Annotated in this window: 19 protein-coding genes; 6 read left to right on the top strand and 13 right to left on the bottom strand. The window is 63.2% G+C overall.

All coding sequences use genetic code 11. The features are described 5' to 3' along the window. The first annotated feature begins 192 nt into the window (after positions 1-192). Positions 193-2,571, top strand: a complete 2,379-nt coding sequence (locus ABIE20_RS06960) for a penicillin acylase family protein (protein WP_429504272.1) — start codon at positions 193-195, stop codon at positions 2,569-2,571. Here ABIE20_RS06960 and cobA read toward each other — a convergent pair. The 5 genes from cobA to ABIE20_RS06935 form a co-directional block, all read right to left on the bottom strand. Then, a complete protein-coding gene (gene cobA / locus ABIE20_RS06955) occupies positions 2,482-3,285 on the bottom strand; it encodes a uroporphyrinogen-III C-methyltransferase (RefSeq protein ID WP_429503896.1) in 804 nt (267 codons plus the stop codon). The two genes, ABIE20_RS06960 and cobA, sit on opposite strands and share 90 nt — an antisense overlap. A gap of 29 nt (positions 3,286-3,314) precedes the next feature. Beyond that, the gene (locus ABIE20_RS06950) at positions 3,315-4,985 is read right to left on the bottom strand and encodes a protein kinase domain-containing protein (RefSeq protein WP_429503894.1); all 1,671 of its coding nucleotides are present in this window, start codon (positions 4,983-4,985) and stop codon (positions 3,315-3,317) included. A 9-nt stretch (positions 4,986-4,994) separates the two neighbouring features. Continuing rightward, on the bottom strand, positions 4,995-6,206 hold the full coding sequence (locus ABIE20_RS06945; RefSeq protein ID WP_429503892.1) for a nitrate/nitrite transporter: 1,212 nt from the start codon (positions 6,204-6,206) through the stop codon (positions 4,995-4,997). Between the two features lie 150 nt (positions 6,207-6,356). After that, positions 6,357-6,932 (bottom strand): ANTAR domain-containing response regulator, encoded by a 576-nt coding sequence (locus ABIE20_RS06940; RefSeq protein WP_429503890.1) that lies wholly within the window; start codon positions 6,930-6,932, stop codon positions 6,357-6,359. Positions 6,933-6,945: 13 nt separating this feature from the next. After that, positions 6,946-8,160, bottom strand: coding sequence for a CmpA/NrtA family ABC transporter substrate-binding protein (locus tag ABIE20_RS06935; protein ID WP_429503888.1), 1,215 nt, complete (start codon positions 8,158-8,160; stop codon positions 6,946-6,948). 153 nt (positions 8,161-8,313) lie between these two features. Between ABIE20_RS06935 and ABIE20_RS06930 the strand changes: the two genes are divergently transcribed. Then, positions 8,314-9,336 (top strand): quinone-dependent dihydroorotate dehydrogenase, encoded by a 1,023-nt coding sequence (locus tag ABIE20_RS06930; protein WP_429503886.1) that lies wholly within the window; start codon positions 8,314-8,316, stop codon positions 9,334-9,336. 96 nt (positions 9,337-9,432) lie between these two features. Here the strand turns inward: ABIE20_RS06930 and rmf are convergent, their stop codons facing one another. After that, on the bottom strand, positions 9,433-9,648 hold the full coding sequence (gene rmf, locus ABIE20_RS06925; RefSeq protein ID WP_010223328.1) for a ribosome modulation factor: 216 nt from the start codon (positions 9,646-9,648) through the stop codon (positions 9,433-9,435). 540 nt (positions 9,649-10,188) lie between these two features. On the opposite strand from rmf, the gene rlmKL reads away from it, so the two are divergent. Together rlmKL and ABIE20_RS06915 are read left to right on the top strand one after the other, a co-directional pair. Further along, positions 10,189-12,387 (top strand): bifunctional 23S rRNA (guanine(2069)-N(7))-methyltransferase RlmK/23S rRNA (guanine(2445)-N(2))-methyltransferase RlmL, encoded by a 2,199-nt coding sequence (gene rlmKL, locus ABIE20_RS06920; protein WP_429503883.1) that lies wholly within the window; start codon positions 10,189-10,191, stop codon positions 12,385-12,387. Positions 12,388-12,489: 102 nt separating this feature from the next. After that, the gene (locus ABIE20_RS06915; RefSeq protein WP_429503881.1) at positions 12,490-14,883 is read left to right on the top strand and encodes a sensor domain-containing diguanylate cyclase; all 2,394 of its coding nucleotides are present in this window, start codon (positions 12,490-12,492) and stop codon (positions 14,881-14,883) included. A 7-nt stretch (positions 14,884-14,890) separates the two neighbouring features. On the opposite strand, the gene dacB is transcribed toward ABIE20_RS06915, so the two are convergent. Beyond that, complete coding sequence (gene dacB, locus ABIE20_RS06910; RefSeq protein WP_429503879.1) at positions 14,891-16,354, bottom strand: D-alanyl-D-alanine carboxypeptidase/D-alanyl-D-alanine endopeptidase; 1,464 nt, start codon at positions 16,352-16,354, stop codon at positions 14,891-14,893. Between the two features lie 214 nt (positions 16,355-16,568). Here dacB and ABIE20_RS06905 point away from each other — a divergent pair, with 214 nt between their 5' ends. Continuing rightward, complete coding sequence (locus ABIE20_RS06905) at positions 16,569-16,913, top strand: YggL family protein (protein ID WP_429503877.1); 345 nt, start codon at positions 16,569-16,571, stop codon at positions 16,911-16,913. Between the two features lie 59 nt (positions 16,914-16,972). On the opposite strand, the gene ABIE20_RS06900 is transcribed toward ABIE20_RS06905, so the two are convergent. The 6 genes from ABIE20_RS06900 to ABIE20_RS06875 all read right to left on the bottom strand — a co-directional run bounded on the left by ABIE20_RS06900 (position 16,973) and on the right by ABIE20_RS06875 (position 24,313). Beyond that, positions 16,973-20,629 carry a transporter substrate-binding domain-containing protein gene (locus ABIE20_RS06900; protein ID WP_429503875.1) on the bottom strand — a complete coding sequence of 1,219 codons (3,657 nt, stop codon included), beginning with the start codon at positions 20,627-20,629 and terminating at the stop codon, positions 16,973-16,975. An 8-nt stretch (positions 20,630-20,637) separates the two neighbouring features. Further along, the gene (locus ABIE20_RS06895) at positions 20,638-21,264 is read right to left on the bottom strand and encodes a response regulator (RefSeq protein ID WP_429503874.1); all 627 of its coding nucleotides are present in this window, start codon (positions 21,262-21,264) and stop codon (positions 20,638-20,640) included. Between the two features lie 291 nt (positions 21,265-21,555). Beyond that, a complete protein-coding gene (locus tag ABIE20_RS06890) occupies positions 21,556-22,887 on the bottom strand; it encodes a deoxyguanosinetriphosphate triphosphohydrolase (protein ID WP_429503872.1) in 1,332 nt (443 codons plus the stop codon). Between the two features lie 395 nt (positions 22,888-23,282). Then, the gene (locus ABIE20_RS06885; RefSeq protein WP_123565425.1) at positions 23,283-23,615 is read right to left on the bottom strand and encodes a hypothetical protein; all 333 of its coding nucleotides are present in this window, start codon (positions 23,613-23,615) and stop codon (positions 23,283-23,285) included. After that, the gene (locus tag ABIE20_RS06880; RefSeq protein ID WP_429503870.1) at positions 23,612-23,989 is read right to left on the bottom strand and encodes a phage holin family protein; all 378 of its coding nucleotides are present in this window, start codon (positions 23,987-23,989) and stop codon (positions 23,612-23,614) included. The genes ABIE20_RS06885 and ABIE20_RS06880 overlap by 4 nt, the downstream gene beginning before the upstream one ends. A gap of 9 nt (positions 23,990-23,998) precedes the next feature. Then, the gene (locus tag ABIE20_RS06875; RefSeq protein ID WP_429503868.1) at positions 23,999-24,313 is read right to left on the bottom strand and encodes a DUF883 family protein; all 315 of its coding nucleotides are present in this window, start codon (positions 24,311-24,313) and stop codon (positions 23,999-24,001) included. Between the two features lie 300 nt (positions 24,314-24,613). Here ABIE20_RS06875 and ABIE20_RS06870 point away from each other — a divergent pair, with 300 nt between their 5' ends. Further along, on the top strand, positions 24,614-25,822 hold the full coding sequence (locus ABIE20_RS06870) for an ammonium transporter (RefSeq protein ID WP_429503866.1): 1,209 nt from the start codon (positions 24,614-24,616) through the stop codon (positions 25,820-25,822).

Below are 25,822 nucleotides of genomic sequence, written 5' to 3'. Positions count from 1 at the left end.
CTTCCCTGCGGAGTTCGATCATTGTAGTCCAGTCTTGGCAGGACGCCGTTTGTAACGCTTGGACAAACTTCCTTTGGCGAGAAGGGAAGTTTTAAGTGATACGGTTGTTTATTCAAAAAAATAAAATCTGTATCTGATTTTGGGGGTTGAATGGGGCATCTATTGCGCCTTGGGGGATTGCTGGCCGTGTCCATGGCAATGGCGGGCTGCCAGATTGTCGGGCAGCAGCCCGAAGGTGACATCCTGATCAAGCGTGACCAATGGGGTACGCCACATGTTTATGCCGACAGCCCGTACCGGCTGTTCTATGGCTACGGTTATGCCATAGCGCAGGACCGCCTGTTTCAATTGGAGATGTCCCGGCGCACCACCCAGGGGCGGGTGGCCGAGGTGCTAGGGCGCGACTACCTGGCCTTCGATGAGGGCATTCGCCGGCAATACTCGCCACAGGCCATTGCCCAACAGCTGGCAGCGCTGGCCCCCCAGGAGCTGCAGATACTCCAGGGCTACGCAGACGGTATCAACCGCCACCTTGGCGAGATTGAACAGCGCCCTGACGGCTTGTTGCCCAAGCAGCTTTCGTATTACCAATTTCAACCCGGGCCCTGGACGGCGTTTGATGTGGCGATGGTTTACGTCGGTTCCATGATCAACCGTTTTGGTGACTACAACACGGAACTGGACAACCAGAACCTGCTGGCCGGGCTGATCGAAAAGCATGGGCTCAAGGACGGGCAGTCACTGTTCGAATTGCTGCTGGCCAATGACGACCCGCAGGCGCCGACCACTATCGCCCGCGGCGAGTGGGACCCGTCACGGCGCAGTGGGGCGGTGCTGCCACGGGCAGCAGGCAAGGCAGCAGAGCCTCCGTTGCCGATGCGTGTCGTTCACCCGATAGGCCCCAGTAGCGGGCGCGGTTTCAGCAATATCATCCTTCTGGGGGCAAAAAAGAGCGCCGATGCCCGGGCAATTCTGGTCAACGGTCCGCAATTCGGCTTCTTCCAGCCCGCTTATACCTATTCCATAGGCCTGCACGGGGCTGGCTACGATGCGGTTGGCAACAGCCCGTTTGGCTATCCGCTGATCCAGTTCGGTCACAACCGCGAGATATCCTGGGGCAGCACCTGGGGAGCGGGGGACAACGTCGATGTCTATCGGCTCCAGCTCAACCCGCAGAACCCGAACCAGTACTGGTTCCAGGGGCGTTATCGGGATTTTGAGCAGCGGGTTGAAACAATTGCGGTCAAAGGTGAAGCGCCTCAACAACTCACGGTGTATCGCAGTGTCCAGGGCGCGGTGTTCGAGCATCTGCCTGAGCAGGGCGTGGCCTATGCTCGCCGCCGCGGTTGGGAAGGCCAGGAGCTGGCGACCCTGATGGCCTGGAACCAGGTGGCCAAGGCTGGCAATCACGCGCAGTGGCTGGCCCAGGTGGCGCGCTCGGCGATCAACGTCAACCTGTACTACGCCGACCAGCAAGGCAACATTGGCTATGCCCTTGGCGGTCGTTATCCGGTGCGCTTGCAAGGGCATGACAGTCGCTTGCCGATGCCGGGCAATGGCGACTATGAATGGCAGGGGTTCCTGCCGTTCGCTTCCAATCCGCAGGTGTTCAATCCGGCCAGTGGCTACATTGCCAATTGGAACAACCAGCCTGCAGAAGGCTTCCCCGGGCCGGACCAATGGTGGTATGCCTGGGGTGCTGCCGATCGATACGAGGTGCTCGATGTGCGGTTGCGCCAGCAAGACCGCTTCACCCCGGAGCAAGCCTGGAGCCTGATGATGGAGGCTGCGTTCGAGGACCCCAATGCGCGTTATTTCATGCCGCGCCTGCTGGCGCTGAGCGAACGCTTGCCAGCGGAGTTCGCTGCCGTCCACCAGGCGCTGGCGGCCTGGGACTATCAGGACCTGGACAACAATCGCGATGGTTTCTACGACCAACCTGCCACGGCGATCTTTCGGCGCTGGCTCGGACAGATGCTTGCCTTGACCCTGGCCGATCAGTTGCCATCGGCGCAGGCCGGCTGGTTTACCGATACCGGTTACAGCGCACCCGGCGCCAGCTCGCCGGGCAGTCACAACATTTCGGTGGGCACCAAGGTGCTGTACCGGGCGTTGAGGGCAAAGGAGCAAGGCGAGCCTTTGCCCTTCGATCTGTTCAACGGCCACAACGTCGATGAGCTGATGCTCCAGGCCTTGCGCCTGAGCGTTGCCCAGCTCAAGCGCGAACAAGGCCCGCAGGTGTCGACCTGGCGCCAGGGAGTCTCGACCTTGCGCTTTGCCCACAAGAACTTCCTGGGCGTCCCGCAAGCGTTGCAAAGCGAAGAGCACGCCCTGGCGCCAAGCATGAACCTGGGTACTGAAAACAACATGGTCGTGCTCAGCGAGGGCAAGGTCAGCGGCTTTGAACTGGCGGCACCCGGGCAATCGGGGTTTATCGCCGCCGATGGCAGCCCTGGCAAGCACTATGATGACCAGGTGCCGCTACTGCGCGAGCAGCGCAAGCGGCGTACCTGGTTGAGTGAAGACGAGATCGAGCGCCACACCGTCGAGCGCTTGCGGCTGCAGCTCTAGTGTGCCAGCGGCATTGACCACCTCGCCGATCACCAGCACTGCCGGGCTCTTGAGTTCGAATTCGGCGGCGCGTTGCAGGAGCTGGTATAGCGGACTGCGACAGGCGCGCTGCCCAGGTAGCGAGGCGTTCTCGATCATCGCCACCGGCGTGCTGCCCGGCATGCCGGCGGCGAGCAGTTGCTGCTGAATATCGGCCAGGCGCGCTACGCCCATGTAGATCACCAGGGTTGTGGCGCACGCCGCCAGCGCCTGCCAGTTCAATGGGCTGTCATCCTGAGTATGGGCGGTGACCAGGGTGACACCACGGCTGATCCCGCGCAGGGTCAGGGGAATGCCGCACTGGGTGGCCCCGGCAAGACCGGCGGTGATGCCATTGACCACTTCGACCTCGACGCCGCGCGCGTGCAGCCAGCAGGCTTCTTCGCCGCCGCGGCCGAAGATGCAAGGATCGCCGCCCTTGAGGCGCACTACGCAACGCCCCTGACGGGCATGGCGCAGCATCAGGCGCTGAATGAAGGCCTGTGGTGTGGAGCGGCAGCCGCCGCGTTTGCCCACGGCGATGACCCGGGCGTCGGGGCAGTGTTGCAAAATGGCTGGATTGACCAGGTCATCGATCATCACGACAGCGGCTTGCCCCAGAGCGCGTACCGCTTTCAGGGTCAACAGCTCAGGGTCGCCTGGGCCTGCGCCTACCAGCCAGACTTTTGCATTCATGGTGATTTCCTCATTGGCAGTATTGGCCATCAGCCTTTGAACAGGCAGATCAGCAGGACCAGATCAAGGAGCAAGAACAGCAGCGCCAGGCCGCGCCAGACCTTCAGGGGTTCGCGTTCAAGCAGTGGTCGTGGGCGCACGCTCGGTTGCTGGCGTTCGCCCTGTTCGAGCAGCAATAGCCATTGCTCGGCGGTTTCAAAGCGTTGCTGTGGATCGGCGAGCAGTGCCTGGGCGAGGGTGTGCTCGAGCCATCCGGGCAGGTCCGGACGATAGCGTGCGGCGCTGACCGCCTGGGTGAAACGGGGGTGCTGGAAGGCTTCGATTTCGCCATAGGGGTAATGCCCGGTGAGCAGGTAGAACAGCGTTACGCCCACGCTGTACAGGTCTTGCTGGGGGCTGGGCGGCGCGCCTTCAAAGGCTTCCGGGGCAATGAACGATGGCGTGCCCGGCAGCTCATGGGCGCGGTCTTCGGAGAGCCCCGGACAGTAGGCCAGGCCGAAATCCAGCAAGCGCAGTTGGCCGTCATCGCCCAGGTGCAGGTTTTCAGGCTTGATGTCGCGGTGCAGGATGTTGCGCCGGTGCAGCGAGCCCACGGCTTGCAGCAGTTGCCGGGCCAGGGATTGCCACTGCACCAGCGGCAAGGGTCCAGTACCAGCTAACCGTTGCGCCAGGGTTTGCCCTGGGTATTCGCGCATCAGGTAGTACAGGTGCTGGCGCTGGCTGGCCGGGTGCACCTCGGGGAACCAACGCCCGGCCACTCGGCGCAGGAACCATTCTTCGAGCAGCAGATTTTGCTGGGCGCCGGGTTCGTCCTTGCGTTCTGCCGGCAGGGTTTTCAGCAGCCACGCCTGTTGCTGACTGTCGCGCACGCGATACAGCAAGGATTGACGGCTGTGGCCCAGTTGCTGCTCGACTTGCCAACCGTCAATCGTCTGCCCGCTGCGCAGCGCCGCTGGCAACGGCCATTGCTGCAGTTGCGCCAGCGAATCACCGAGGTTGCTCGCCCCCAGGCGCTCGACCCGCACCAGCAGCGCGCTGGCATTGTCCTGGCTGCCGCTGTGGTGGGCCGAGCTGACCAGCGTCTGGGCGGCGTCCTGCAGGTCGATCTGTTCACGCAGCACTGCGCGGATCTGCGCTTCGCTGAGGCTGGCCCAGACGCCGTCGCTGAGCAGCACGAAACACTCGCCGGCCTGCAGTTCGCCCTCCAGATAGTCGACCTGCAGGTGCTGGTCCAGGCCCAGGGCGCGCTTGAGTACGTGCTGCATGCCGGGTTGGTCCCAGACGTGGTCTTCGCTGATGCGTTGCAGTTGCCCGGCGGCCCAGCGGTAAATCCGGCAGTCGCCGACATGCGCCAGGGTAAAGCGCCGGCCACGCAGCACCAGGGCGCTGAGCGTAGTCAGCAACGGCTGGCCGCCGCCATTGGCGCGCAGCCAGCGGTTCTGCGCCAGCAGCAGGCGGTCCAGGGCCTGGGCCACGCCCCAGGTGGCGGGCGTGGCGTAGTAGTCCAGGGCCAGCGCCTGCAGGCTGGCCCGCGCCGCCAGGCCGCCATCGGCGCACTGGCTGACGCCATCGGCGAGGGCGAACAGGTAGCCTTTGCTGGCGGCCAGTTCCGGATTGGGGGTGACCAGGCGCAGGGCGTCCTGGTTTTCCTCCCGGGGGCCGCTGGCGCTGGCCTGGGCAAAACTCAGTTGCAGGCTCATGGCATCACCTCAGACCCGCGCTGCGGTGACCGCCGCCGAGCCCCAGGTGGTGCGCCAGCGTTGCTTGACGCCGTGCAGGCCGAACCAGGCCAGAATACCGAGGCTGGCGAACAACCACAGGCCCAGTTGATAGTCGCCGCTGTGCTGCTTGATCGTCCCCAGGCCCGCAGCGAGCAGGAAACCGCCAATACCGCCGGCCATGCCGATCAGCCCGGTCATCACACCGATTTCCTGGCGAAAGCGTTGCGGTACCAGCTGGAACACTGCGCCGTTGCCGGCACCCAGGCCGAGCATGGCAGCGACGAACAGGGCCAGGGCAGCCACCGCGCTGGACAGGTTGAAGCCGACGGCGGCAATGCAGATGGCGGCGACGCTGTACATCGCCAGCAGGGTGCGGATGCCGCCAAAGCGGTCAGCCAGGGCACCGCCGAGCGGGCGCATCAGGCTGCCGGCAAATACGCAGGCGGCAGTGTAGTAGCCAGCCGTCACCGGGCTCAGGCCGTACTGGTCATTGAAGTAGCCGGGCAGGGCACTGGCCAGGCCGATAAAGCCACCGAAAGTGACGCTGTAGAAGAACATGAACCACCAGCTGTCGCGGTCGCCCAGGGCCTTGAGGTAGTCGGCCACGGCTTTGGGTTTGGGCCGCTCGGGGGCATTGCGCGCCAGCAGGCTGAACAGCACCAGGGTCAGCAGCAGCGGGATCACGGCAAACCCGAATACGTTGTTCCAGCCAAAGCCCGCGGCCAGGGCCGGGGCCAGCAGGGCGGCGAACACCGTGCCGGAGTTACCCGCACCGGCAATGCCCATGGCCTTGCCCTGGTGCTGCGCCGGGTACCACTGCGAGGCCAGCGGCAGCGACACGGCAAACGAGGCGCCGGCAACGCCGAGGAACACCCCGAGCAACAACGCCTGTTCATAGCTGTGGATGCCCAGGCGCCAGGCGCAGAACAGTGCGACGATGACAATCACCTGGCCGATCAACCCGGCGGTCTTGGGCGACAGCCGATCCACCAGCAGGCCCATGACAAAACGCAGGATCGCCCCGGCAAGGATCGGCGTAGCCACCATCAGCCCGCGCTGCTGGGTGGTCAGTTGCAAATCGGCAGCAATCTGCACCGCCAGCGGGCCGAGCAGGTACCAGACCATGAAGCTCAGGTCGAAATACAGAAAGGCGGCAAACAGGGTGGGGACATGCCCGGACTTCCAGAAACTCGTATTCATCGAACACCTCGTTGAACAGGGACGGAAACGAAAAAGACGTCGCCACCCGACCCGCTTGTGCGAGTGGGAGTGCGACGTCTTTGTCGTGGAGGGGGCAACCGCCGTTGGCTACCTGTCCTGTGGTGATAGCAAGAGCCGGGCCAGATTCCCTCAGCCAAGCAGGTCGCTCATGGCAATGATCTGCTCGGCCACCTGGATCAGCTTTTGCTGCTTGCTCATTGCCTGGCGGCGCATCAGGGTGTAGGCCTGCTCTTCGTTGCATTCCTTCATTTTCATAAGCAGGCCCTTGGCCAGTTCGATGCGCTTGCGCTCCGCCAGTTGCTGGTCGCGAGCCTGCAGCTGGGCCTTGAGTGCCTGGTCGCTTTCAAAGCGGGCCATGGCCACGTCGAGGATCGGCTGCAGCCGCGCGGCATGGATGCCTTCGACGATGTAGGCGCTGACTCCGGCCTGGATTGCCTGGCGCATCACTCCGGGGTCGTGTTCGTCGGTGAACATGACGATCGGTCGCGGCCGGTCGCGGCTGACCAGCACCACTTGCTCCATGACATCGCGGCCCGGTGACTCGGTATCGATCAGCACCACGTCCGGGCGCACCGTTTCGACGCGGGCCGGCAGGTCGATGGTCAGCCCCGACTCTTCGATCACCTCGAAACCAGCCTGGACCAGGGCGGCTTTGAGGCGGCCGACTTTTTTCGCGGTGTCGTCGATCAGCAGGATTCGCAGCATGTGGGCGTCTCCTTTAGCGGCGGGCGAGGGCGGCGGGTGATTCGGCCAGCGCATGCAGACGAAAGCTGCGGGCGTAGCCATGCGGGTCGCTGCCGTCCCAGCGGCTGCCATCTATCAACTGGCTGCTGCGCATGTCCGGACCGCCGCAGGGTACGCCGATCGCCGTGGCGGCATCGCGGTATAGCGCCAGTTGCTGGACCTGGCGAGCCACGGCAAGGTAGTCGGGATCCTCGCGCAGCAGGCCCCAGCGGCGGAACTGGGTCATGAACCACAGGCCATCGGACAGGTACGGCAGGTTGGCCCGGCCCTCATCATGCAGGCGCAAGGCGTGCGGGTCCTGCCACTGGTTGCCCAGGCCATCCTGGTACTGGCCAAGCAGGCGCGGCTCGATACTCGCCAGCGGTGCATCCAGGTACGCCTTGCCACTGAGCAGTTGCGCGGTGCTGCGGCGGTTTTCGTTGTTTTGCTCGATGAAGCGACTGGCAGCCAGCACGGCCATCACCAGAGCCCGTGCGCTGTTGGGGTATTGCTCGACAAAGGCCCGGGTGCAACCCAGGACTTTTTCCGGGTGGTCCGGCCAGATCGACTGGCTGGTGGCCAGGGTAAAGCCCTGGCCCTGGGCGATGGCGCCTGCCGACCAGGGTTCGCCGACACAAAAGCCATCGATGCGCCCGGCCTGCAGGTGCGCGAGCATTTGTGCCGGCGGCACTACCACACTGTTGACGTCGTGTAGCGGGTGGATGCCCTGGCTGGCCAACCAGTAATACAGCCACATGGCATGAGTGCCAGTGGGGAAGGTTTGGGCAAAGGTCAGTTTTGTCCTGCTTTGGTGCACGAAATGCTCCAGCGCCTCGGGACTGGTCACGCCCTGGCGTTGCAGCGCAGCAGACAGGTTGATGCCCTGGCCGTTCTGATTCAGGCCCATCAGCACTGCCATGTCGATGGCCGGGCTACCGCCGATGCCCAGTTGCACCGCGTAGATCAGGCCGTACAGGCTGTGCGCGGCATCCAGCTCGCCGCTGGCCAGCTTGTCGCGCAGGCCGGCCCAGGAGCTCTGGCGCCGCAGGTTCAGGGTCAGGCCATAGGTCTGGGCGAAACCCTGGGTCGCGGCCACCACCACCGAGGCACAATCGCTCAGGGCCATGAAACCGAGATTCAGGCAGGGCTTTTCCGGGGCATCGCTGCCGTTGACCCAGGCCAGTGAGGTTGCGGGAATAGGGTTGGTCACGTCATTGCGCCTGTGTCGAAGGTCAGGCCGTACCGCTCGCGTGGCAGGCGTTTGCACAGGGTGCAAGCAACGCATATGCCAAGGCGGCCCTGTCCCCCGGGCGACGCCACCGCTATAATCGCCCCCCTCACTCACGTCGAGCTAAACCCGCCCATGTATACCCTGGCCCGCCAGCTGCTGTTCAAGCTCTCCCCGGAGACTTCCCATGACCTGTCCCTGGACCTGATCGGCGCCGGTGGCCGCCTGGGCCTCAACGGCTTGCTGACCAAGGCGCCGGCTTCCTTGCCGGTTACCGTCATGGGCCTGAACTTCGCCAACCCGGTCGGGCTTGCGGCGGGTCTGGACAAGAACGGCGCGGCCATCGACGGCTTTGCCCAGCTGGGCTTCGGTTTTGTCGAGATCGGCACCGTCACCCCGCGTCCGCAGCCGGGCAACCCCAAGCCGCGCCTGTTCCGCCTGCCGGAAGCCGAAGCGATCATCAACCGCATGGGCTTCAACAACCTGGGTGTCGACAACCTGCTCAACCGTGTGCGCGCTGCCAAGTACCGCGGCATTCTCGGCATCAACATCGGCAAGAACTTCGACACCCCGGTTGAGCGTGCAGTGGACGACTACCTGATCTGCCTCGACAAGGTCTACGACCAGGCCAGCTACATCACTGTCAACGTCAGCTCGCCGAACACCCCGGGCCTGCGCAGCCTGCAGTTCGGCGATTCGCTCAAGCAACTGCTCGACGCCCTGGCCGAGCGCCGCTCGCAACTGGTGACCGAGCGCGGCAAGCATGTGCCGCTGGCGATCAAGATCGCCCCGGACATGAGCGATGAAGAAACCGCGCTGGTCGCCGCGGCCCTGGTCGAGTCGGGCATGGACGCGGTGATCGCCACCAATACCACCCTCGGCCGCGAAGGCGTCGAAGGCTTGCAGCATGGTGACGAGGCGGGTGGTCTGTCGGGTGCGCCGGTGCTGGAAAAAAGCACCCATATCGTCAAGGTGCTGGCCGGCGAGCTGGGCGGCAAATTGCCGATCATCGCCGCAGGCGGGATTACCGAAGGCAAGCATGCGGCGCAGAAGATTGCCGCCGGTGCCAGCCTGGTACAGATCTACTCGGGGTTCATCTACAAGGGCCCGGCCCTGATCCGTGAGGCCGTGGATGCCATCGCGGCCATGCCGCGCTGAAACCGCAGGCATAAAAAAGGGCCCCCTCAAGGGGCCCCTGGGCCTCAGCCCGCCGCCCGGATAGGGCGCGCATGGTAATCGGATTCGGTTCCTCGTTCAGCCAACGGCGTGAAGTTCGTTGAGTCTATGGATACCCGCAGTGCCGGTCATACCGTCCCAGTTGTCGCCGCGTCCTTCGCGCCAGCCATTGATCCATGCCTGGCGTACAGACGGTAGAGTAAAGGGGCAAAGCTCGCGGGATTTGCCGGTGACCCCATATTGGTAGCCACGTGAAAATGCTCGTTCCAACGGATCACGCTTAAGTCTTCTCATAGGGTGTTGCCCTCACTTGTTGACTGTAATGTCCCGTCGACCTCTAGAAGGTCGGGCAGAATCGTTCTGCCGGTTTGCGCTCGCTGCCGGCGTCGCGAGCGGAAGTGTTGCCCCATTGCGGTGACAACCTGAGACCAGTTCTAACCAATGCAAGACACAGTGTGAATGATCGTTTTGTCATAAGGACGTAACCTTTCATAGGTCCACAGGATAAGTAAATAAATGCGTCTGATTAGGATCTGGCGCAAAGCCCGCTATGATCAGGGTTTGACCTGCTTCAAAGTCATCTGGCCATCGCTATGTGATAATTTGTAACAATGAAGGCAAAACGACGAAGGGTCATTTTCCTCTTATTTTTGCCTGAATTTTTCATTCTGCTCGGCAATCAAAGACTTTTCAGCCCTTGGCAAAAGTCGGATTGGTGGGCGGCCCGGCGCTCAATGGAGCGCCACTCGAACGCTGTGGAAAGGCGTTCGATTAAACATCGGAAGGGCGATGCGCTTGCCTTTCCACTTTATTGCTCAAGGCTCTGGATACCCCATGTCGGACCGTTTCGAACTTTACCTCACCTGTCCCAAAGGCCTTGAAGGCCTGCTTGCCGAAGAAGCCCGCGGCCTTGGCCTTGAAGAGGTGCGCGAGCACACTTCGGCAATTCGCGGCACGGCCGACATGGAAACCGCCTACCGGCTGTGCCTGTGGTCGCGCCTGGGCAACCGCGTGCTGCTGGTGCTCAAGCGCTTCAACATGAAGAACGCCGACGACCTCTACGACGGTGTCAACGAAGTCGAGTGGCAAGATCACCTGGAGGCCAGCGGCTCGCTGGCAGTGGAATTCAGCGGCCACGGCTCGGGTATCGACAACACTCACTTCGGCGCCTTGAAGGTCAAGGATGCAATCGTCGACAAGCTGCGCACCAGCAGCGGCGAGCGCCCGTCGGTCGACAAGCTCAACCCGGACCTGCGCGTGCACCTGCGCCTGGAGCGCGGTGAGGCAATCTTGTCCCTGGACCTGTCCGGCCACAGCCTGCACCAGCGCGGTTACCGCCTGCAGCAAGGTGCTGCGCCGCTTAAGGAAAACCTTGCGGCGGCGGTGCTGATCCGTGCCGGCTGGCCACGCATCGCTGCCGAAGGCGGCGCCCTGGCCGACCCGATGTGCGGCGTGGGGACCTTCCTGGTCGAAGCGGCGATGATCGCCGCCGATATCGCGCCTAACCTGCGCCGCGAGCGCTGGGGTTTCAGCGCCTGGCTTGGTCACGTGCCGGCACTCTGGCGCAAACTCCATGACGAAGCGCTGGCCCGTGCCGAAGCCGGTCTTGCCCGTCCGCCGCTGTGGATCCGTGGCTATGAAGCCGACCCGCGCTTGATCCAGCCAGGCCGTAACAACGTCGAGCGCGCCGGGCTGAGCGACTGGGTGAAGATCTACCAGGGCGAGGTCGGCAGCTTCGAGCCGCGCCCGGACCAGAACCAGAAAGGCCTGGTGATCTGCAACCCGCCATACGGCGAGCGCCTGGGCGACGAAGCGAGCCTGTTGTACCTCTACCAGAACCTCGGCGAGCGCCTGCGTCAGGCTTGCCTGAACTGGGAAGCGGCGGTATTTACCGGCGCCCCGGACCTGGGCAAGCGCATGGGTATCCGCAGCCACAAGCAATATGCCTTCTGGAACGGCGCTTTGCCGTGCAAGCTGCTGCTGATCAAGGTCCAGCCCGACCAGTTCGTCACCGGTGAGCGCCGTCAGCCCGAACGTAATGGCGACGCTGCCGAGCAGCGTACCCCGGCCGCCGTGGCCAGCGAGCCGGCGCGCCTGAGCGAAGGCGGGCAGATGTTCGCCAACCGCCTGCAGAAGAACCTCAAGCAACTGGGCAAATGGGCCAAGCGCGAGAACGTCAGCTGCTATCGTCTGTACGATGCCGACATGCCCGAGTACGCCCTGGCCATCGACCTGTACCAGGATTGGGTCCATGTGCAGGAGTACGCCGCACCACGCTCGATCGACCCTGAAAAGGCCCAGGCGCGCCTGTTCGACGCCCTGGCAGCGATTCCCCAGGCCCTGGGCATCGACCAGAGCCGCGTGGTGGTCAAGCGCCGCGAGCGTCAGAGTGGCACCCGTCAGTACGAGCGCCAGAGCGCCCAGGGCCAGTTCCTCGAAGTGCAGGAAGGCGGCGTCAAGCTGCTGGTCAACCTCACCGATTACCTGGACACCGGGCTGTTCCTCGACCACCGTCCGATGCGCCTGCGCATTCAGCGCGAGGCTGCCGGCAAGCGCTTCCTCAACCTGTTCTGCTACACCGCCACCGCCAGTGTGCATGCGGCCAAGGGCGGCGCGCGCAGCACCACCAGCGTCGACTTGTCGAAGACTTACCTGGACTGGGCGCGGCGCAACCTGTCGCTCAATGGCTTCTCGGACAAGAACCGCCTGGAGCAGGGCGATGTCATGGCTTGGCTGCAAGCCTGCCGCGATGAGTACGAGCTGATCTTCATCGATCCGCCGACCTTCTCCAACTCCAAGCGCATGGAAGGTGTATTCGACGTGCAGCGCGATCATGTCGAGTTACTCGACCTGGCCGTGGCACGCCTGGCGCCGGGCGGTGTGCTGTACTTCTCGAACAACTTCCGCAAGTTCCAGCTGGATGAAAACCTGGCTGAGCGCTACGCGGTGGAAGAGATCAGTGCCCAGACCCTGGACCCGGATTTTGCCCGTAACAGCAAGATTCACCGAGCCTGGAAAATTCAGGCGCGCTGATTGGCTGATTGTCGCGGGTGATGATTGCTACGTTAATGGCTAATGGCTATAACTCAATCAGAGCCCGCGATCCGCTGGACGCTGGCGTTTTGAGTGCTTTCTATGTCGATGCACGTCGCTCGTCCGAAGATGCTCGGCTTTGTCAGCGAAGAAGTTTCCGCCTGGCTGGTGGCAGGTGTGGCGTTTGTGGCCGGCAGCCTGTTGACGGCGCTGCTGGCGCTGGCCACTCATGACCTGTATCGCCAGCAGCTGCGGCAACGCTTCGAACTGCTCGCCAGTGAGCGTTACAGCCGAATCGAAGAACGCTTCGAGGATCAGGTGCAGCGCCTTGATGGGCTGCGCCGGTTCTTCGTGTTCTCTGAAAGCGTCACCCTTGCCGAATTCAACGGCTATGCCCAGCCCTTGTTATACCGCACCCAGGCATATGCCTGGGCTCCGCGGGTGGCGGGTGATGAGCGTCAAGGCTTCGAGCGCAGCGCCGCCCAGGTCCTGGGCAAACCTTTTGCCATCCACGAATTGAATGAAGCCGGCAGCTTGCAGGTCGCGGCCGCGCGCCCCCTTTTTTACCCGGTGTTCTACACCCAGGCGTCCAGCCGTCAGGTCCAGCCCCTGGGCCTGGACCTGCTGTCCCAGCCCCTGCGCCAGGCGGCGCTTGATCGCGCCCGACAACCCGGGAGCATGGCGGTTTCAGCGCCGCTGAACCTGACGAATGTCGACCCGGCCTTCAGCCGTGGGGTGTTGATGGTGGCCCCGGTGTTTGCCCCGGGCAGCGCCGCCTCGCCACCTGATGGCTATGTCCTAGCGGTGATCAGCCTGCAGCAACTGATGGCCGAAGGGCTGCCGAGCGCGAGCGAGGACAACCTGGTGGTGCGCATCCTCGACCTGTCGGGGCAGGGCCAGCACGAGGTGCTGTTCCAGTCCGCCAACCAGGGCGCCGACACCGACCTGACCGCCAGCCACTTGTTGCGCCTGGCCGATCACGACTATCAACTGGATATCCAGCCGAGCCTTGCGTTCATGGACGCCAACCGCTCTTCGGCGGTCAATGCCGTGGTGCTGCTCGGTGGTCTGCTCAGCCTGTTGCTCAGCGCCTTGCTGTTCAGCCTGTTTGGCCAGCGCCAGCGTGCCCTGACCCTGGTCGAGCAGCGCACCGCCGAACTGCGGGTCAGCGAACAGTCGCTGCGCAATACCCACAACCAATTGCGCAGCGTGCTCGATGCCGCCACCCAGGTGGCGATCATCGCCACAAGCCTGCGTGGGGTGATCAGCACCTTCAACGCCGGCGCCGAACGCATGCTCGGCTACCACAGCGCTGAAGTCATCGGCCACCTGACCCTGGAAGACCTGGTATCGCCCCAGGAACTGCAGGCCCGTGCCCGGGCCCTGAGCCAGCGTTACGGCCGCGAGGTCAGCCCGGCCCAGGCCATGTTTGCCGAAACGGTCCAGGAGGGCGAAAGCGAGCCCGGCGAATGGACCCTGCTGCGCAAGGACGGCAGCCACCTGCTGGCCAACATGATGGTTACAGCGGTTCTTGACGAGCACGGCCTGTGGGTCGGGCACCTGGCCATCTGCATCGATGTCACCGAACGCAAGCGCGTCCATGAGGCTCTGGCAGCCCGCGACCGGCTGCTGGAAAAACTCAGCGCCGAAGTGCCCGGTGGCATATACCAGTTTCGCCTCGACCCTGATGGCAGCTCCTGTTTCAGCTATGCCAGCGAGGGCTTGCGCGATATCTACGAGATCGAACCGCAGCGCTTGCGCGAGGACGCCACGGCGGTGTTCGAGCGCATCCATCCCGACGACCTTGCGCGGGTGCGCGCCTCGATCCGCTATTCCGCCGATCACCTGACGCCCTGGCGTGAAGAGTACCGGGTGCTGCTGCCGGTGGCCGGGATGCGCTGGATCCGCGGCGAAGCCACGCCGGAGCCGGCCGAGCAGGGCGGTACCTTGTGGCACGGCTACCTGACCGATATCTCTGATCTGAAACGCGTCGAGGAAGAGCTGCGGGCGTTGTCGGTGACCGACTCGCTGACCGGCATACACAACCGCCGCTACTTCCAGGAGCGGTTCAAGGCCGAGCTTGAGCGGGCCCAGCGCGATAACCAGGACCTGGCGGTAATCATGCTGGATATCGACCATTTCAAGCGGATCAACGACGTCTACGGGCACGCTGTCGGCGACCATGTGCTGCGCAGCCTGTGCCAGCGCATCAACCACCGCTTGCGGCGTACCGACGTATTCTGTCGCCTGGGGGGCGAGGAATTCATGGTGTTGTGCCCGGGCAGCAATGCCGAGCAGGCCTATACCCTGGCCATGGAGCTCTGGCAGGGTTTGCGCAGCGTGCCGGTGGATGGCGTCGGCATGGTCACGGCGAGTTTCGGCGTGGCCGGCTGGCGCCCTGGGGAGGGCGCCGATGCCTTGCTGCTACGTGCCGACTCGGGGGTGTACGCGGCCAAGCAGGCTGGCCGCGACCGGGTAGAGGGCGAGCTGCCCTGAGCCAGGCTCAGGGCTGAACGGCGGCGGTGCTGTTGACCAGCTTGGGCTGGCGGTACAGGTCCAGCAGGACCTGATCGAGCACGGCCGACGCTCCCCAGGGTTTCGGGTCGTTGAGGATTGCGGCGACCGCCCAGGTGTTGCCGTTGCTGTCGCGGCTGAAGCCGGCGATGGCGCGTACGGTGTTCAGGGTGCCGGTCTTGATGTGTGCTTCACCGGTCATGGCGGTGCGCTTGAGGCGCTTGCGCATGGTGCCGTCCATGCCCACCAGCGGCATCGAGCTGATGAACTCGGCGGCATACGGGCTGTTCCAGGCCGCTTGTAGCAGGGCGGCCATTTCCCGGGTGCTGACCCGCTCGGCGCGGGACAGACCCGAGCCGTTTTCCATGATCAGGTGGGGCGCGGTGATACCCTTTTTCGCCAGCCACTGGCGCACCACACGCTGGGCGGCGCGGGCGTCGTCGCCATCGGCGTCGGTACGGAACTGCGCGCCCAGGCTCAGGAACAGCTGCTGGGCCATGGTGTTGTTACTGTATTTGTTGATGTCGCGGATGATCTCGACCAGGTCCGGGGAGTAGGCGCGGGCCAGCAAACGGGCGCTTTTCGGCACGTTATCGACCCGGTCACGGCCCTGGATGCTGCCCCCCAGCTCGTTCCAGATGGCGCGCACGGCGCCGGCAGCGTAGGTCGGGTGATCGAGCAGCGACAGGTAGGTCTGCGAGTTGCAGCCGTCGCCCAGCTGGCCGCTGACCACGACGCTGACGCCGTCGGCCTGGACTACCGGGTTGTAGCGCACGTCGCCGCTGCACTGTTTGGAGTTGACCGCCTTGACCTGGTTGTCGATACGGATGTTGGCAATTGGCGGCTCGACCGACACCAGCACCTTGCCACCGTCGTTGCGGGCGACGAAGCGCAGCGCCTTGAGGTTGATCAGCAGCGAGTCGGGCTTGACCAGGAAGGGTTTGTTCTCGTCGCCGCCATCATCGTTGAACTGTGGCAGTTGCGGCTGGATGAAGTGGCTGCGGTCGAGCACCAGGTCACCGCTGATGGTCTGCACGCCATTGGCGCGCAGGTCGCGCATCAGCAGCCAGAGCTTTTCCATGTTCAGTTTCGGGTCGCCACCGCCCTTGAGGTACAGGTTGCCTTGCAGCACGCCGTTGCGCAGCGGGCCGTCGCTGTAGAACTCGGTTTTCCACTGGTGGGTAGGGCCGAGCATTTCCAGGGCGGCGTAGGTGGTGACCAGCTTCATGGTCGAGGCCGGGTTGACCGAGACATCGGCGTTGAACACGGTCGGCGTGCCCGGGCCGTTGAGCGGCAGCATTACCAGCGACAGGGCCGAGTCTTGCAGTTTGTTGGTTTTCAGCGCCTGCTGCACTTTCGGCGAAAGCGTGGTGTTGACCGCGGCCGCGTGGCTGGAAAGCGCCAGGGGCATCAGCAGGCCGGCAAGCAGAAGAGGGCGAAGAGATCTGATCATGTGCGATAAAACCCTGCGAGCGAGGGGTGAAAAAAACGGAGCGAAAAAAGGTGAAGGCCCCGATACGGAAAAATATAGCGCGCATTATGCCCCAAGCAGAACGCCCATGGGCCTGTGAATACAGGATCAAACAGCAGCTTATCGGCTTTTATTCCGGCAATCGCGCGGTGAAACTGGTAAAGTGCCGCGCGTTAATACTCAAGAGGATTGTTTCATGGCCACTAACCGTTCCCGCCGTCTGCGCAAAAAACTCTGCGTGGATGAATTCCAGGAGCTGGGTTTTGAGCTGAACCTGGATTTCAAGGAAGATCTGTCCGACGAAGCCATTGACGCCTTCCTCGATGCATTCCTGGCTCAAGCCATGGATGCCAATGGTCTGGACTATGTTGGCGGCGACGACTTCGGTCTGGTCTGCAAGGCTACCCGTGGTTCGGTCACTGAAGAGCAGCGCGCAGCTGTTGAAGCCTGGCTCAAGGGCCGCAGCGAACTGACCAAGATTGAGGTCAGCCCGTTGCTGGACGCCTGGTATCCGGAAAAACCGGTCACCCCGGCTTCCTGATCCAGATGAAACGGCGGCCCTTGTGGCCGCCGTTTTCATATCCGCTCCCCGCTACCTGTTCAGGTGGTGCCGCTGGAACAGCGTTGTTCCGGCAAGTGTTCGCTTAAATACCCCTGCAATGCCTGCTCAAGCACCGAAAGGATGTGCAGGATCTGCCGTTGCCGACGTTTCAGCACGGCCGGCGTCAGGCGGGTCTGGCAATCGGCCTCGAGCTGTTCGCAGGCGCGGATCAGGCCGTTGGCTTGAATGATCCGTGCCGGCCCGAGAATCTTGTGCGCCTGGCTCATCAGTTGCGCTGCATCGCGGTCGGGGTCCAGGGCCTTGAGCAGGGCGCCGTCGCGGCGGAAACTGCGCAACAACTCCTCGAGCAACTGGCGCAGGTCGTTGACGCTGTTGCCGACCACCGGCTCCAGCCCTTGCAGATCGAACGGCAGCTGCGCGGGGATAGCTGGCCGGGCACTCATCAGCGGTGCCCTGGCCAGGCGCTGGCCCAAAGCGTTGAGGCTGATGGGCTTGAGCAGGCAGTCATCCATGCCGACCTGGCGGCAGCGTTCGCGCACTTCCGGCTGGGCATTGGCGGTATAGCCGAGGATGGTGCAGGGCGACCATTGATACTGGCGTTCGTGGTCACGCACCGCCTGGGTGAACTGGTAGCCGTTCATCTGCGGCATGTTGCAGTCGACGATTACCACATCGAAATGTTCCTGGCGCCAAGCGTTGAGGCCGCTGAAACCATTGTCGGCACTGCTGTGCTCAAGCCCGAGGAAGTTCAGCTGCTGGGCGATCAGTAACAGATTGGCCGGATGATCATCGATGACCAGGATTCGCAGCGCCGGCAGCACCGCATCGGGCACCGCCACGGCCGGGGCTGGTTTGGGGGTTTCTGCCAGCAGGGTCAGGGGCATGCTGATACACACGCGGGTGCCCTGGCCAAACACGCTGTGCAGGGTCAGATTGCCGCCCATCGACTGGCACAGGTCACGGCTGATGGCCAGGCCCAGGCCGGTGCCGCTACGGGCCAGATTGCTGTCCGGGTTGGCTTGGGCAAACGGCAGGAACAGGCGCTGCTGGTCTTGCGGGCGGATGCCGATACCGCTGTCTTCAACCGTTACCTGCAAGGTCGGCTGATCCGCCAGCGGGCCGGGTTCCAGGACCAGGTGCACGGTGACCTGCCCCTGCTCGGTGAACTTGATCGCGTTGCTGACCAGATTGGAGAGGATCTGCTTGAACCGCAGCGGGTCGAGCAGCACCTCACAGCGCGCTTGCGCGGCGATCTCAAGGCTCAGGCGCAGGTCCTTCTGGCGTGCCACGCCGTCGAACACGCGCCCGACCGATTCGACCAGTTCGGCCAGGTTGACCGGCTCGGGTGCCAGGGTCAGGTGCCCTGACTCGATGCGCGCCATGTCGAGAATATCGCCAATCAGGGCCAGCAGCTCTTTCGCCGAGTTGTAGGCAACTTCGATGGCCGGCCGGTCGATATGCCCCTGGTCGCCCCGTTCGAGGGTGAGCTCGAGCATGCCGATGATGGCGTTCATCGGCGTACGGATCTCGTGGCTGATGGTCGCCAGGAACACGCTCTTGGCGCGGTTGGCATCGTCGGCCCGTTGCTTGGCCAGGCGCAGGTCCTGGATCAGTTGGCGGCGCTCGCTGATGTCGATCCAGCCGCCAATGATGCCCTGGACTTCGCCGAGCGAGTCACGGTAAGGCAGGATCCAGTGGTAGATGGTCAGTTCGCGTTCGCGCAGTAGCAGGGGGCGGTCAACGATCAGCGGGATACCTTCGCGCATGACCTTCTGGTAATCAGCCTGGATCTGGCTGGCGTAACAGCTGTCGCCGAGGGTGCTGTCCTGGATGCTCTTGCCCAGGACGTCCTCAAGGCGCGCCTGCACCGCTTCCAGGTAGCTGTCGTTGCAACTTTGCAGCAACCCCGCGCGATCGCGAACGTACATCGGGTGGGGGGTGCCATTGAGCAGGGCGCGCATGAATTCGAGCTGGTCGTTGAGGGCGCGTTCGGCAGCCTCGCGCTGCTTGATCTGGCGGCGCATCCAGGCATTCCAGGCCAGCGACAGCAGCAGCAACAGGCTGGTCCCCAGGACCACCTGAAGGATCAGGCGCTGGTACTTCTGCCAGTAGGCGTCGGTCTCGGTGCTGTAACCCCGCCAGCGGCTGTTGATGATGCCCAGTTCTTCCGGGGCGATGCTCAAGAGCGCCTTGTCGAGGATCGACGCCAGTTCCTGGGCATCGCGCGCGGTTGCCATGGCGAACGTGGCCGGTTCGGCGCCGACCGAGGTGCGAATTGTCAGGTCGCGTTGGGATGCCAGGCTGAAGTTGGCGTTGATCAGTGCGGTGATCGCCGCGTCGACATGCCCGCTGGCCAGCAGTGAGGTGGAGTAGAAGGTACTTTCGGTTTCGACCAGGTGGATGCCCGGGAAACGCTGGCGCAAGTCCTCGAACAGCGGGCTGTCGCGGGTCAGGGCCAGGCGCCGGCCGTTCATCTGCTCCAGCGAGTCCGGTTGGTCGGCGCCTTTGCGGGTCAGCAGTACGTAGGAGTTTTCCAGGTATGGCCGACTGATTGCCAGGGTGCCGGCGCGGCGCGGGCTGGGTGAGATCGCGGCGATGACATCGGCCTGATCATGGTTGAGACGGTCGATCATGTCACTGATGCCGCTGGCCCGTTGAACCTCGAAGCGCAGCCCGGTACGCAGGCGGATCAGTTCGAGCAGGTCGGCGGCGATACCGCGAAAGTTGCCGGCGCTGTCGAAGAAGGTCAGCGGTGCGGCAGTTTCGTTGACCACCACCCGCACCACCGGGTGGTCGCTGAGCCAGCGTTCTTCGCGTTGCGACAACTGCAGCTTGCGGTCGGTGAGCAACACATCGCTGCCGGCGCTCCAGCGTTTGAAGATGGTCTCTCGGGTACTGCTGGACACCGTGTCGAGGGTGGCGTTGATCAGTTCCAGCAGGGTCTGGTTGCTGCGCTGCACGGCAAAGCTGAAGCCCACGGGTTCGTGCTTGCCGAAGTTGGCCATCTTGACGTTCTGCAAATGGCCCTGGTTGATCAGGTAATGGGTCGAGATGGTATCGCCCAGAAACACATCGGCCTGATCGAAGGCCACTGCATTGAGGGCGTTCTGGTAAGACGGGTAGGACTGGATGGTGGCGTCGGGGTAGTTGGCCAGTACCTCGTCCATCGGCAGGTAGTGATAGACCATGCTCAGGCGCAGGCCGGCCAGGCCCATGTCGAGCGGGCGCGACTCGTTCTCGCGGGTGACCAGCACCGGTTGGTCTACGGCATAGGGCTTGGACAGGGCAATGCCGGGAGTCGCCGCCTCGTAGCCGTTGGTGCTGCCCAGCAGGTCGATCTGCCCCTGGGCCAGGGCCTTGACCGCATCCTGGCGGGTGGCGAAGCGCTGTACCTGGATCGGCAGGTCCAGGGCCGAGCCGATCAGCCCGGCGAAATCAGCGGTCAGGCCTTCGTAGTCGCGGCCGCTGGCGGTCATGTCGAACGGCGGGTAGTCCGGCGCCGAGGTCCCCAGCACCAGCTGGCCCTTGCCTTTGATCCACAGGCGCTGGGCTGGGGTCAGCGGCAGCTTCATGGCAATCGGCCCGGCTCGGCTGAACAGGGTGAACGGGCTGGCGGCGACTTCATCCGCCTGCGCGGCCTGGCTCAGACAGGCCAGCACGCCGCACAACAACAGGGTCAGGCGGTGCCTAAGCATGAGTGCCCTCAAACCAGCGCATTACGCTTGGCCATTTCAATCAGTTCCACCAATGAACTGGCCTTTAGCTTTTGCATCAACCGTTTTTTGTAGGTGCTGACTGTTTTATTGCTGAGAAACATGCCCTGGGCAATTTCCTTGTTGCTGCGGCCTTGGGCAAACAGTTGCAGGACCATCAGTTCGCGGTCGTTAACCTGTTTGAAAAGATCCAGTTCCGAGGCGGACTCTTCGTGTTTACGTGGCGGATTGATCGCCTGGCTGGGGAAGTAGTTATATCCGGAAAGTACCGCTTTTATCGCACTGAGCAGCTCGCTGAGGTCTTCCTGTTTACATACATATCCAGCAGCCCCGGAATGCATGCAACGGATGGCAAAGAGTGCGGGCGATTGTGCGGTCAATATCAGGATTTTCAGCGGGATGCCCATGGCATGAAAGCGTGAGAGCACTTCCAGGCCATCGAGGCGCGGGATGCTGATGTCGAGGATGATCAGGTCCGGCAGGCATTCGCGGACCATTTGCATGGCGTCTACGCCATTGTCCGATTCCCCGACGACTGAATAGCCTTCATTCTCCAGAAGCATGCGCACCGCCAGGCGGATGACCGGGTGATCGTCGACGATGAATACAGAGTACATGTTGAAGTTTCCATAAAGGTGCCAGAGGGAGAAGCGGCACCTTAGCGCAGATAGAACAGGTCGCACATGAACTCAAGGGGAGTTAATCGATATATAGGAAAAGTCCTACTAAATTTGAAATGTAGGATTACAGGAGTTTCTGTATGGCGGCAGTGTCAATAGTGTTGATAGTAAGTTGATGTTGCGAAGGCTGCAGGGAGTTTATCGTTGCTTGCACTGTGTAAGTGATTTCTCGCAAGTTCTCGGCGAAATCGTACTGCCCGATTGCCGGGCAGTACGGCGTTGCTGCGATCAGGTCGGGCTTGAGCGACCGGTCATTTCACGGGCCATTTCGCTGGCGTAGCTGTCGGTCATCCCGGCGATGAAATCGATCATGCGCAGGAACGAGCTGTGCAGCGAGGCGTCGGGGTCAGGGGCATTCTTGCCGAGCAGGTCGAGGATGCGCCGGCTCTTGAACGAGGGCGTGCGTCCGCCATGCTGCTCCAGCGCCGCGCCACAGAACGAGTTGAGCAGGATTTCCAGGGTGGTATAGGCACCGATTTCATGCAGGGTCTTGCGTTTATCCTGGAAGATTTTCTTGCGCGCTATGTCCTTGGCTTGCAGCACACAGCGTTTGGCCGGGCCGTGCATGTGCTCGACCAGGTCACCGCCGAGGGTGCCAGCCAGCAGGGCGTCCTGTTGCTCGACGAAGGCCCGTGCGGCGGCGTTGGTCAGGTGTTCGATGGCCTTGCCGCGCAGGATCGCCAGCTTGCGCCGGCGCGAATCGTCGGGGCCCAGCTGGCGATAGGTTTCCGGCAGGTCGTCGCCCACCAGGCTGAGCAGCAGCGACTCGACTTCGGCGTACTCGAGCAGGTCCATCTCCAGGCCGTCTTCGAGATCGATCAGGGCATAGCAGATATCATCGGCAGCCTCCATCAGGTACACCAGCGGGTGGCGTGCCCAGCGTTGCTCTTCCAGCTGCGGCAGGCCGAGCTTGCGGGCGATCTGTTCGAGCAGGGGCAGTTCGCTCTGGTAGCAACCGAACTTGTGTTTTTTGTAGCCCAGAGCGTCGGCATGGCGGGCCGTCCAGGGGTACTTGAGGTAGGTGCCGAGGGTGGCATAGGTGAGCCGGGTGCCGCCGTCGAACTGGTGGTATTCGAGCTGGGTGAGCACCCGGAAGCCTTGGGCGTTGCCTTCGAAATTGAGGAAGTCGGCGCGTTCGGCCTCGCTCATGGCGTCCAGCCAGCCACGCCCGGCTGCTTGCTGGAACCAGTGGCGGATGGCGTCTTCGCCGGAGTGGCCGAACGGCGGGTTGCCGATGTCATGGGCCAGGCAGGCGGACTGCACGACCATGCCCAGGTCGCTGGGTTCGCACCATTGCGGCAGGCTGGCGCGCAGGGTTTCGCCGACGCGCATGCCCAGTGAGCGGCCGACGCAGCTGACTTCCAGGGAGTGGGTCAGGCGGGTGTGGATGTGGTCGTTGCTCGACACCGGGTGGACCTGGGTCTTGCGGCCCAGGCGGCGGAAGGCGCCGGAGAAGATGATCCGGTCGTGGTCTTTGTGGAAGGGGCTGCGGCCGAGTTCTTCGGGGCTGTGCAGAGGTTTGCCGAGGCGTTCGCGGGTGAGCAGGGTGTGCCAATCCAAGGCCATTTCTCCGGGGTTTTGGGGCAGGTTGGTAGCTTCGGGGTTTGGGGGTGGGGGTGCAAGTGGCTTTGTGGGCTTATCCGTTTGGGGTGGGGGCGTTGCGGGCCCCTTCCGCCCTTACGGCGGGTTACTTTGGCAGTCGCCCCAAAGTAACCAAAGGGCTTGCCCCACCAGGGGCCCTACGCTGCGCTCCGGGTTCCCTCCCTCCGGTGTCGCTACGGGGCATTGCGAACTACGAGTTGCAAGCAACTCTACGTTTCGCAACTTCGGCTAACGCCGAAGGTGCTGCGCACTCGCCCCTTCGCAACACCTGCACTCGGCCCTTCTGGTTAACGGGGCCGGGTAGATCAAGAGCAGATCAAGATCAAGAGCACAATTCGCTTCGCTCTTGCTTTTTAACGCTTGCTACCAGCCCCTTGCATGGCCAGCTTCAACAATGGAATCAAGCTGGTCCCCAGGCGCACCAGGCGGCTGACGCTGCCGCTGCGGGCGCCTTTGCCGGTGAGGAAGCCCAGCAACACCACGGCGCCAATGCCCCACAGCGGCGCGTGCTTGATGCCCAGGCCGCCTTGCAGTGAGTCGCCCATGGAGCGCAAGCGGTTCAGGGGGTTGAGCAGTTGCCCGGACTCGTGGCGAATTTCCTGGCGGTGCATCTCAAGGCGCAGACGTACCAGGGCTTTGCGCAGTTCGCGGCGGTTGGTGGTTTGTGGCAGTTCTGGCAGGCTCATGGCATCAGGCGCTCCCGGTCCTTGGCAAGTTCTTCGAGGGTCGAGCTGAATGGCGACGATTCATCGAACACCGCCGCTTTCAGGCGCAAGCCGCAGAATATCGCCGCCAGCCCGTAGAACACGCACAGGCCGATGATGCCGGCCAGGCGATAGCTGTCCCAGAGCATCACCAGCACCAGGCCGGAGAGGGCGGTCAGCAGCAGCAAGGCAAACACCAGGGCCAGCCCGGCGAACAGCAGCAGGCTCAGGGTGCGGGCCTTCTGCTCTTGCAGTTCGATGCCGAACAGTTCGACATGGCCGTGCAACAGGCCAAGTACTGCAGCACCGAGGCGCTTGCTGGAGGGGCCGGCACCGGCCAGTGGTTCGCTTTCCATGCTCGGTCCTCAGCGGCGGGTGGCCAACAGGCCGATCAGAAAACCTACGCCGGCGGCAATGCCGATCGACTGCCAGGGGTTGCTCTGCACGTAGTCTTCGGTAGCGGTCAGGGCTGCCTGGCCACGTTCGCGTACCGATTCCTGGGTCAGTTGCAGGGTTTCCCGGGCGCGCAGCAGGCTGTCGTGGATCTGCTCACGCAGGTCGTCGGCCTGATCGCCGGCCAGGGTTGCAGTGTGTTCCAGCAGCTTCTCGGTATCGCGTACCAGGGCCTGGAAGTCAGCCATCAATATGTCTTGAGCAGTCTTTGCCGATTTGCTGGCCATGGGGCTCTCCCTAACAGTGTGTGTGGCTATTTCGAGTCGTGGGCGCGGGCGAAGGTTCAAGTGCAATTCGCTGGTACAGCTTTTGCTTTGCCGTGGTGCGCCAGGACCGGTGCCTGCGCCGATTGTGGGCGCGGGACAATGCCGGCCCTGTAAACCTTAACCCAATCCACGACAAACCCAAGGAAAAACTCCCGTACTACCCGGATCGGCCAGGGAGGTGGTCGCCGCAACGATCCAGGCTGGTGCACGAAGGAGTGTTTTTGAGCTGTCTTGGTGCTTTTTTGCAGGCCTGCCGACTCCATGGAAAATTTGCAAAGCGCGGTGGACACTCTGGTCCACGGTTCCAACACGTTGTTCATCCTGCTCGGTGCGGTGATGGTCCTGGCCATGCACGCAGGCTTCGCCTTTCTTGAAGTGGGCACGGTGCGGCACAAGAACCAGGTCAACGCCTTGTCGAAGATCCTCAGCGACTTTGCCGTCTCGACCCTGGCCTACTTCTTTGTCGGCTACTGGATTTCCTATGGCGTGAGTTTTCTCCAACCGGCGCAGGTGTTGAGCCAGGAGCATGGCTACAGCCTGGTGAAGTTCTTCTTTCTGCTGACCTTTGCCGCGGCGATCCCGGCGATCATCTCCGGCGGTATCGCCGAGCGGGCGCGCTTTGCCCCGCAATTGTGCGCCACGGTGCTGATCGTTGCCTTCGTCTACCCGTTTTTCGAAGGCATCGTCTGGAATGGCAACTTCGGCCTGCAAGCCTGGCTGACGACGCGCTTTGGCGCGGGCTTTCATGACTTTGCCGGCTCCGTGGTGGTGCATGCCATGGGCGGCTGGCTGGCGCTGGCGGCGGTGCTGTTGCTGGGGCCGCGCAACGGCCGCTATCGCGACGGCAAGCTGGTGGCCTTTGCGCCGTCGAATATTCCTTTTCTGGCCCTGGGTTCGTGGATTCTGATTGTCGGCTGGTTCGGTTTTAACGTGATGAGCGCGCAAACCCTGCAGGGGGTCAGCGGCCTGGTGGCGGTCAATTCCCTGATGGCCATGGTCGGTGGCACCGTCGCCGCCTTGCTGGTCGGTCGTAACGACCCGGGCTTCCTGCACAACGGCCCATTGGCCGGGCTGGTTGCCGTGTGCGCAGGTTCTGACTTGATGCACCCGGTGGGGGCGCTGGCCACCGGGGCGATTGCCGGGGCGTTGTTTGTCTGGTGCTTTATTGCCGCGCAGAACACCTGGAAGATCGACGACGTGCTGGGCGTGTGGCCGCTGCATGGCATGTGCGGGGTATGGGGCGGGATCGCCTGCGGCATCTTCGGCCAGAGCGCGCTGGGCGGTCTGGGCGGGGTGAGCCTGATCAGCCAGCTTATCGGTAGCCTGGCCGGGGTGTTGGTGGCCTTGCTCGGTGGCTTTGCCGTGTATGGCAGTATCAAGTTGCTGCACGGCTTGCGCCTGAGCCAGGAGCAGGAGTACTACGGCGCCGACCTGTCGATTCACAAGATCGGCGCTACCAGTCAGGACTGA

Origin of the sequence: Pseudomonas sp. 2835 (assembly GCF_050435905.1) — a bacterium.
GTDB lineage: Bacteria > Pseudomonadota > Gammaproteobacteria > Pseudomonadales > Pseudomonadaceae > Aquipseudomonas.
The sequence above is the reverse complement of the archived record's forward strand: the minus strand, read 5'-3'. Positions and strand labels throughout refer to the sequence as shown.

Bases quoted from the DNA above. Each gene is read 5' to 3' on its own strand.
- ABIE20_RS06960 (WP_429504272.1), top strand. From the start codon at position 193: ATGGCAATGGCGGGCTGCCAGATTGTCGGGCAGCAGCCCGAAGGTGAC.
- cobA (WP_429503896.1), bottom strand. From the start codon at position 3,285: ATGAATGCAAAAGTCTGGCTGGTAGGCGCAGGCCCAGGCGACCCTGAG.
- ABIE20_RS06950 (WP_429503894.1), bottom strand. From the start codon at position 4,985: ATGAGCCTGCAACTGAGTTTTGCCCAGGCCAGCGCCAGCGGCCCCCGG.
- ABIE20_RS06945 (WP_429503892.1), bottom strand. From the start codon at position 6,206: ATGAATACGAGTTTCTGGAAGTCCGGGCATGTCCCCACCCTGTTTGCC.
- ABIE20_RS06940 (WP_429503890.1), bottom strand. From the start codon at position 6,932: ATGCTGCGAATCCTGCTGATCGACGACACCGCGAAAAAAGTCGGCCGC.
- ABIE20_RS06930 (WP_429503886.1), top strand. From the start codon at position 8,314: ATGTATACCCTGGCCCGCCAGCTGCTGTTCAAGCTCTCCCCGGAGACT.
- rmf (WP_010223328.1), bottom strand. From the start codon at position 9,648: ATGAGAAGACTTAAGCGTGATCCGTTGGAACGAGCATTTTCACGTGGC.
- rlmKL (WP_429503883.1), top strand. From the start codon at position 10,189: ATGTCGGACCGTTTCGAACTTTACCTCACCTGTCCCAAAGGCCTTGAA.
- ABIE20_RS06915 (WP_429503881.1), top strand. From the start codon at position 12,490: ATGTCGATGCACGTCGCTCGTCCGAAGATGCTCGGCTTTGTCAGCGAA.
- dacB (WP_429503879.1), bottom strand. From the start codon at position 16,354: ATGATCAGATCTCTTCGCCCTCTTCTGCTTGCCGGCCTGCTGATGCCC.
- ABIE20_RS06905 (WP_429503877.1), top strand. From the start codon at position 16,569: ATGGCCACTAACCGTTCCCGCCGTCTGCGCAAAAAACTCTGCGTGGAT.
- ABIE20_RS06900 (WP_429503875.1), bottom strand. From the start codon at position 20,629: ATGCTTAGGCACCGCCTGACCCTGTTGTTGTGCGGCGTGCTGGCCTGT.
- ABIE20_RS06895 (WP_429503874.1), bottom strand. From the start codon at position 21,264: ATGTACTCTGTATTCATCGTCGACGATCACCCGGTCATCCGCCTGGCG.
- ABIE20_RS06885 (WP_123565425.1), bottom strand. From the start codon at position 23,615: ATGAGCCTGCCAGAACTGCCACAAACCACCAACCGCCGCGAACTGCGC.
- ABIE20_RS06880 (WP_429503870.1), bottom strand. From the start codon at position 23,989: ATGGAAAGCGAACCACTGGCCGGTGCCGGCCCCTCCAGCAAGCGCCTC.
- ABIE20_RS06875 (WP_429503868.1), bottom strand. From the start codon at position 24,313: ATGGCCAGCAAATCGGCAAAGACTGCTCAAGACATATTGATGGCTGAC.
- ABIE20_RS06870 (WP_429503866.1), top strand. From the start codon at position 24,614: ATGGAAAATTTGCAAAGCGCGGTGGACACTCTGGTCCACGGTTCCAAC.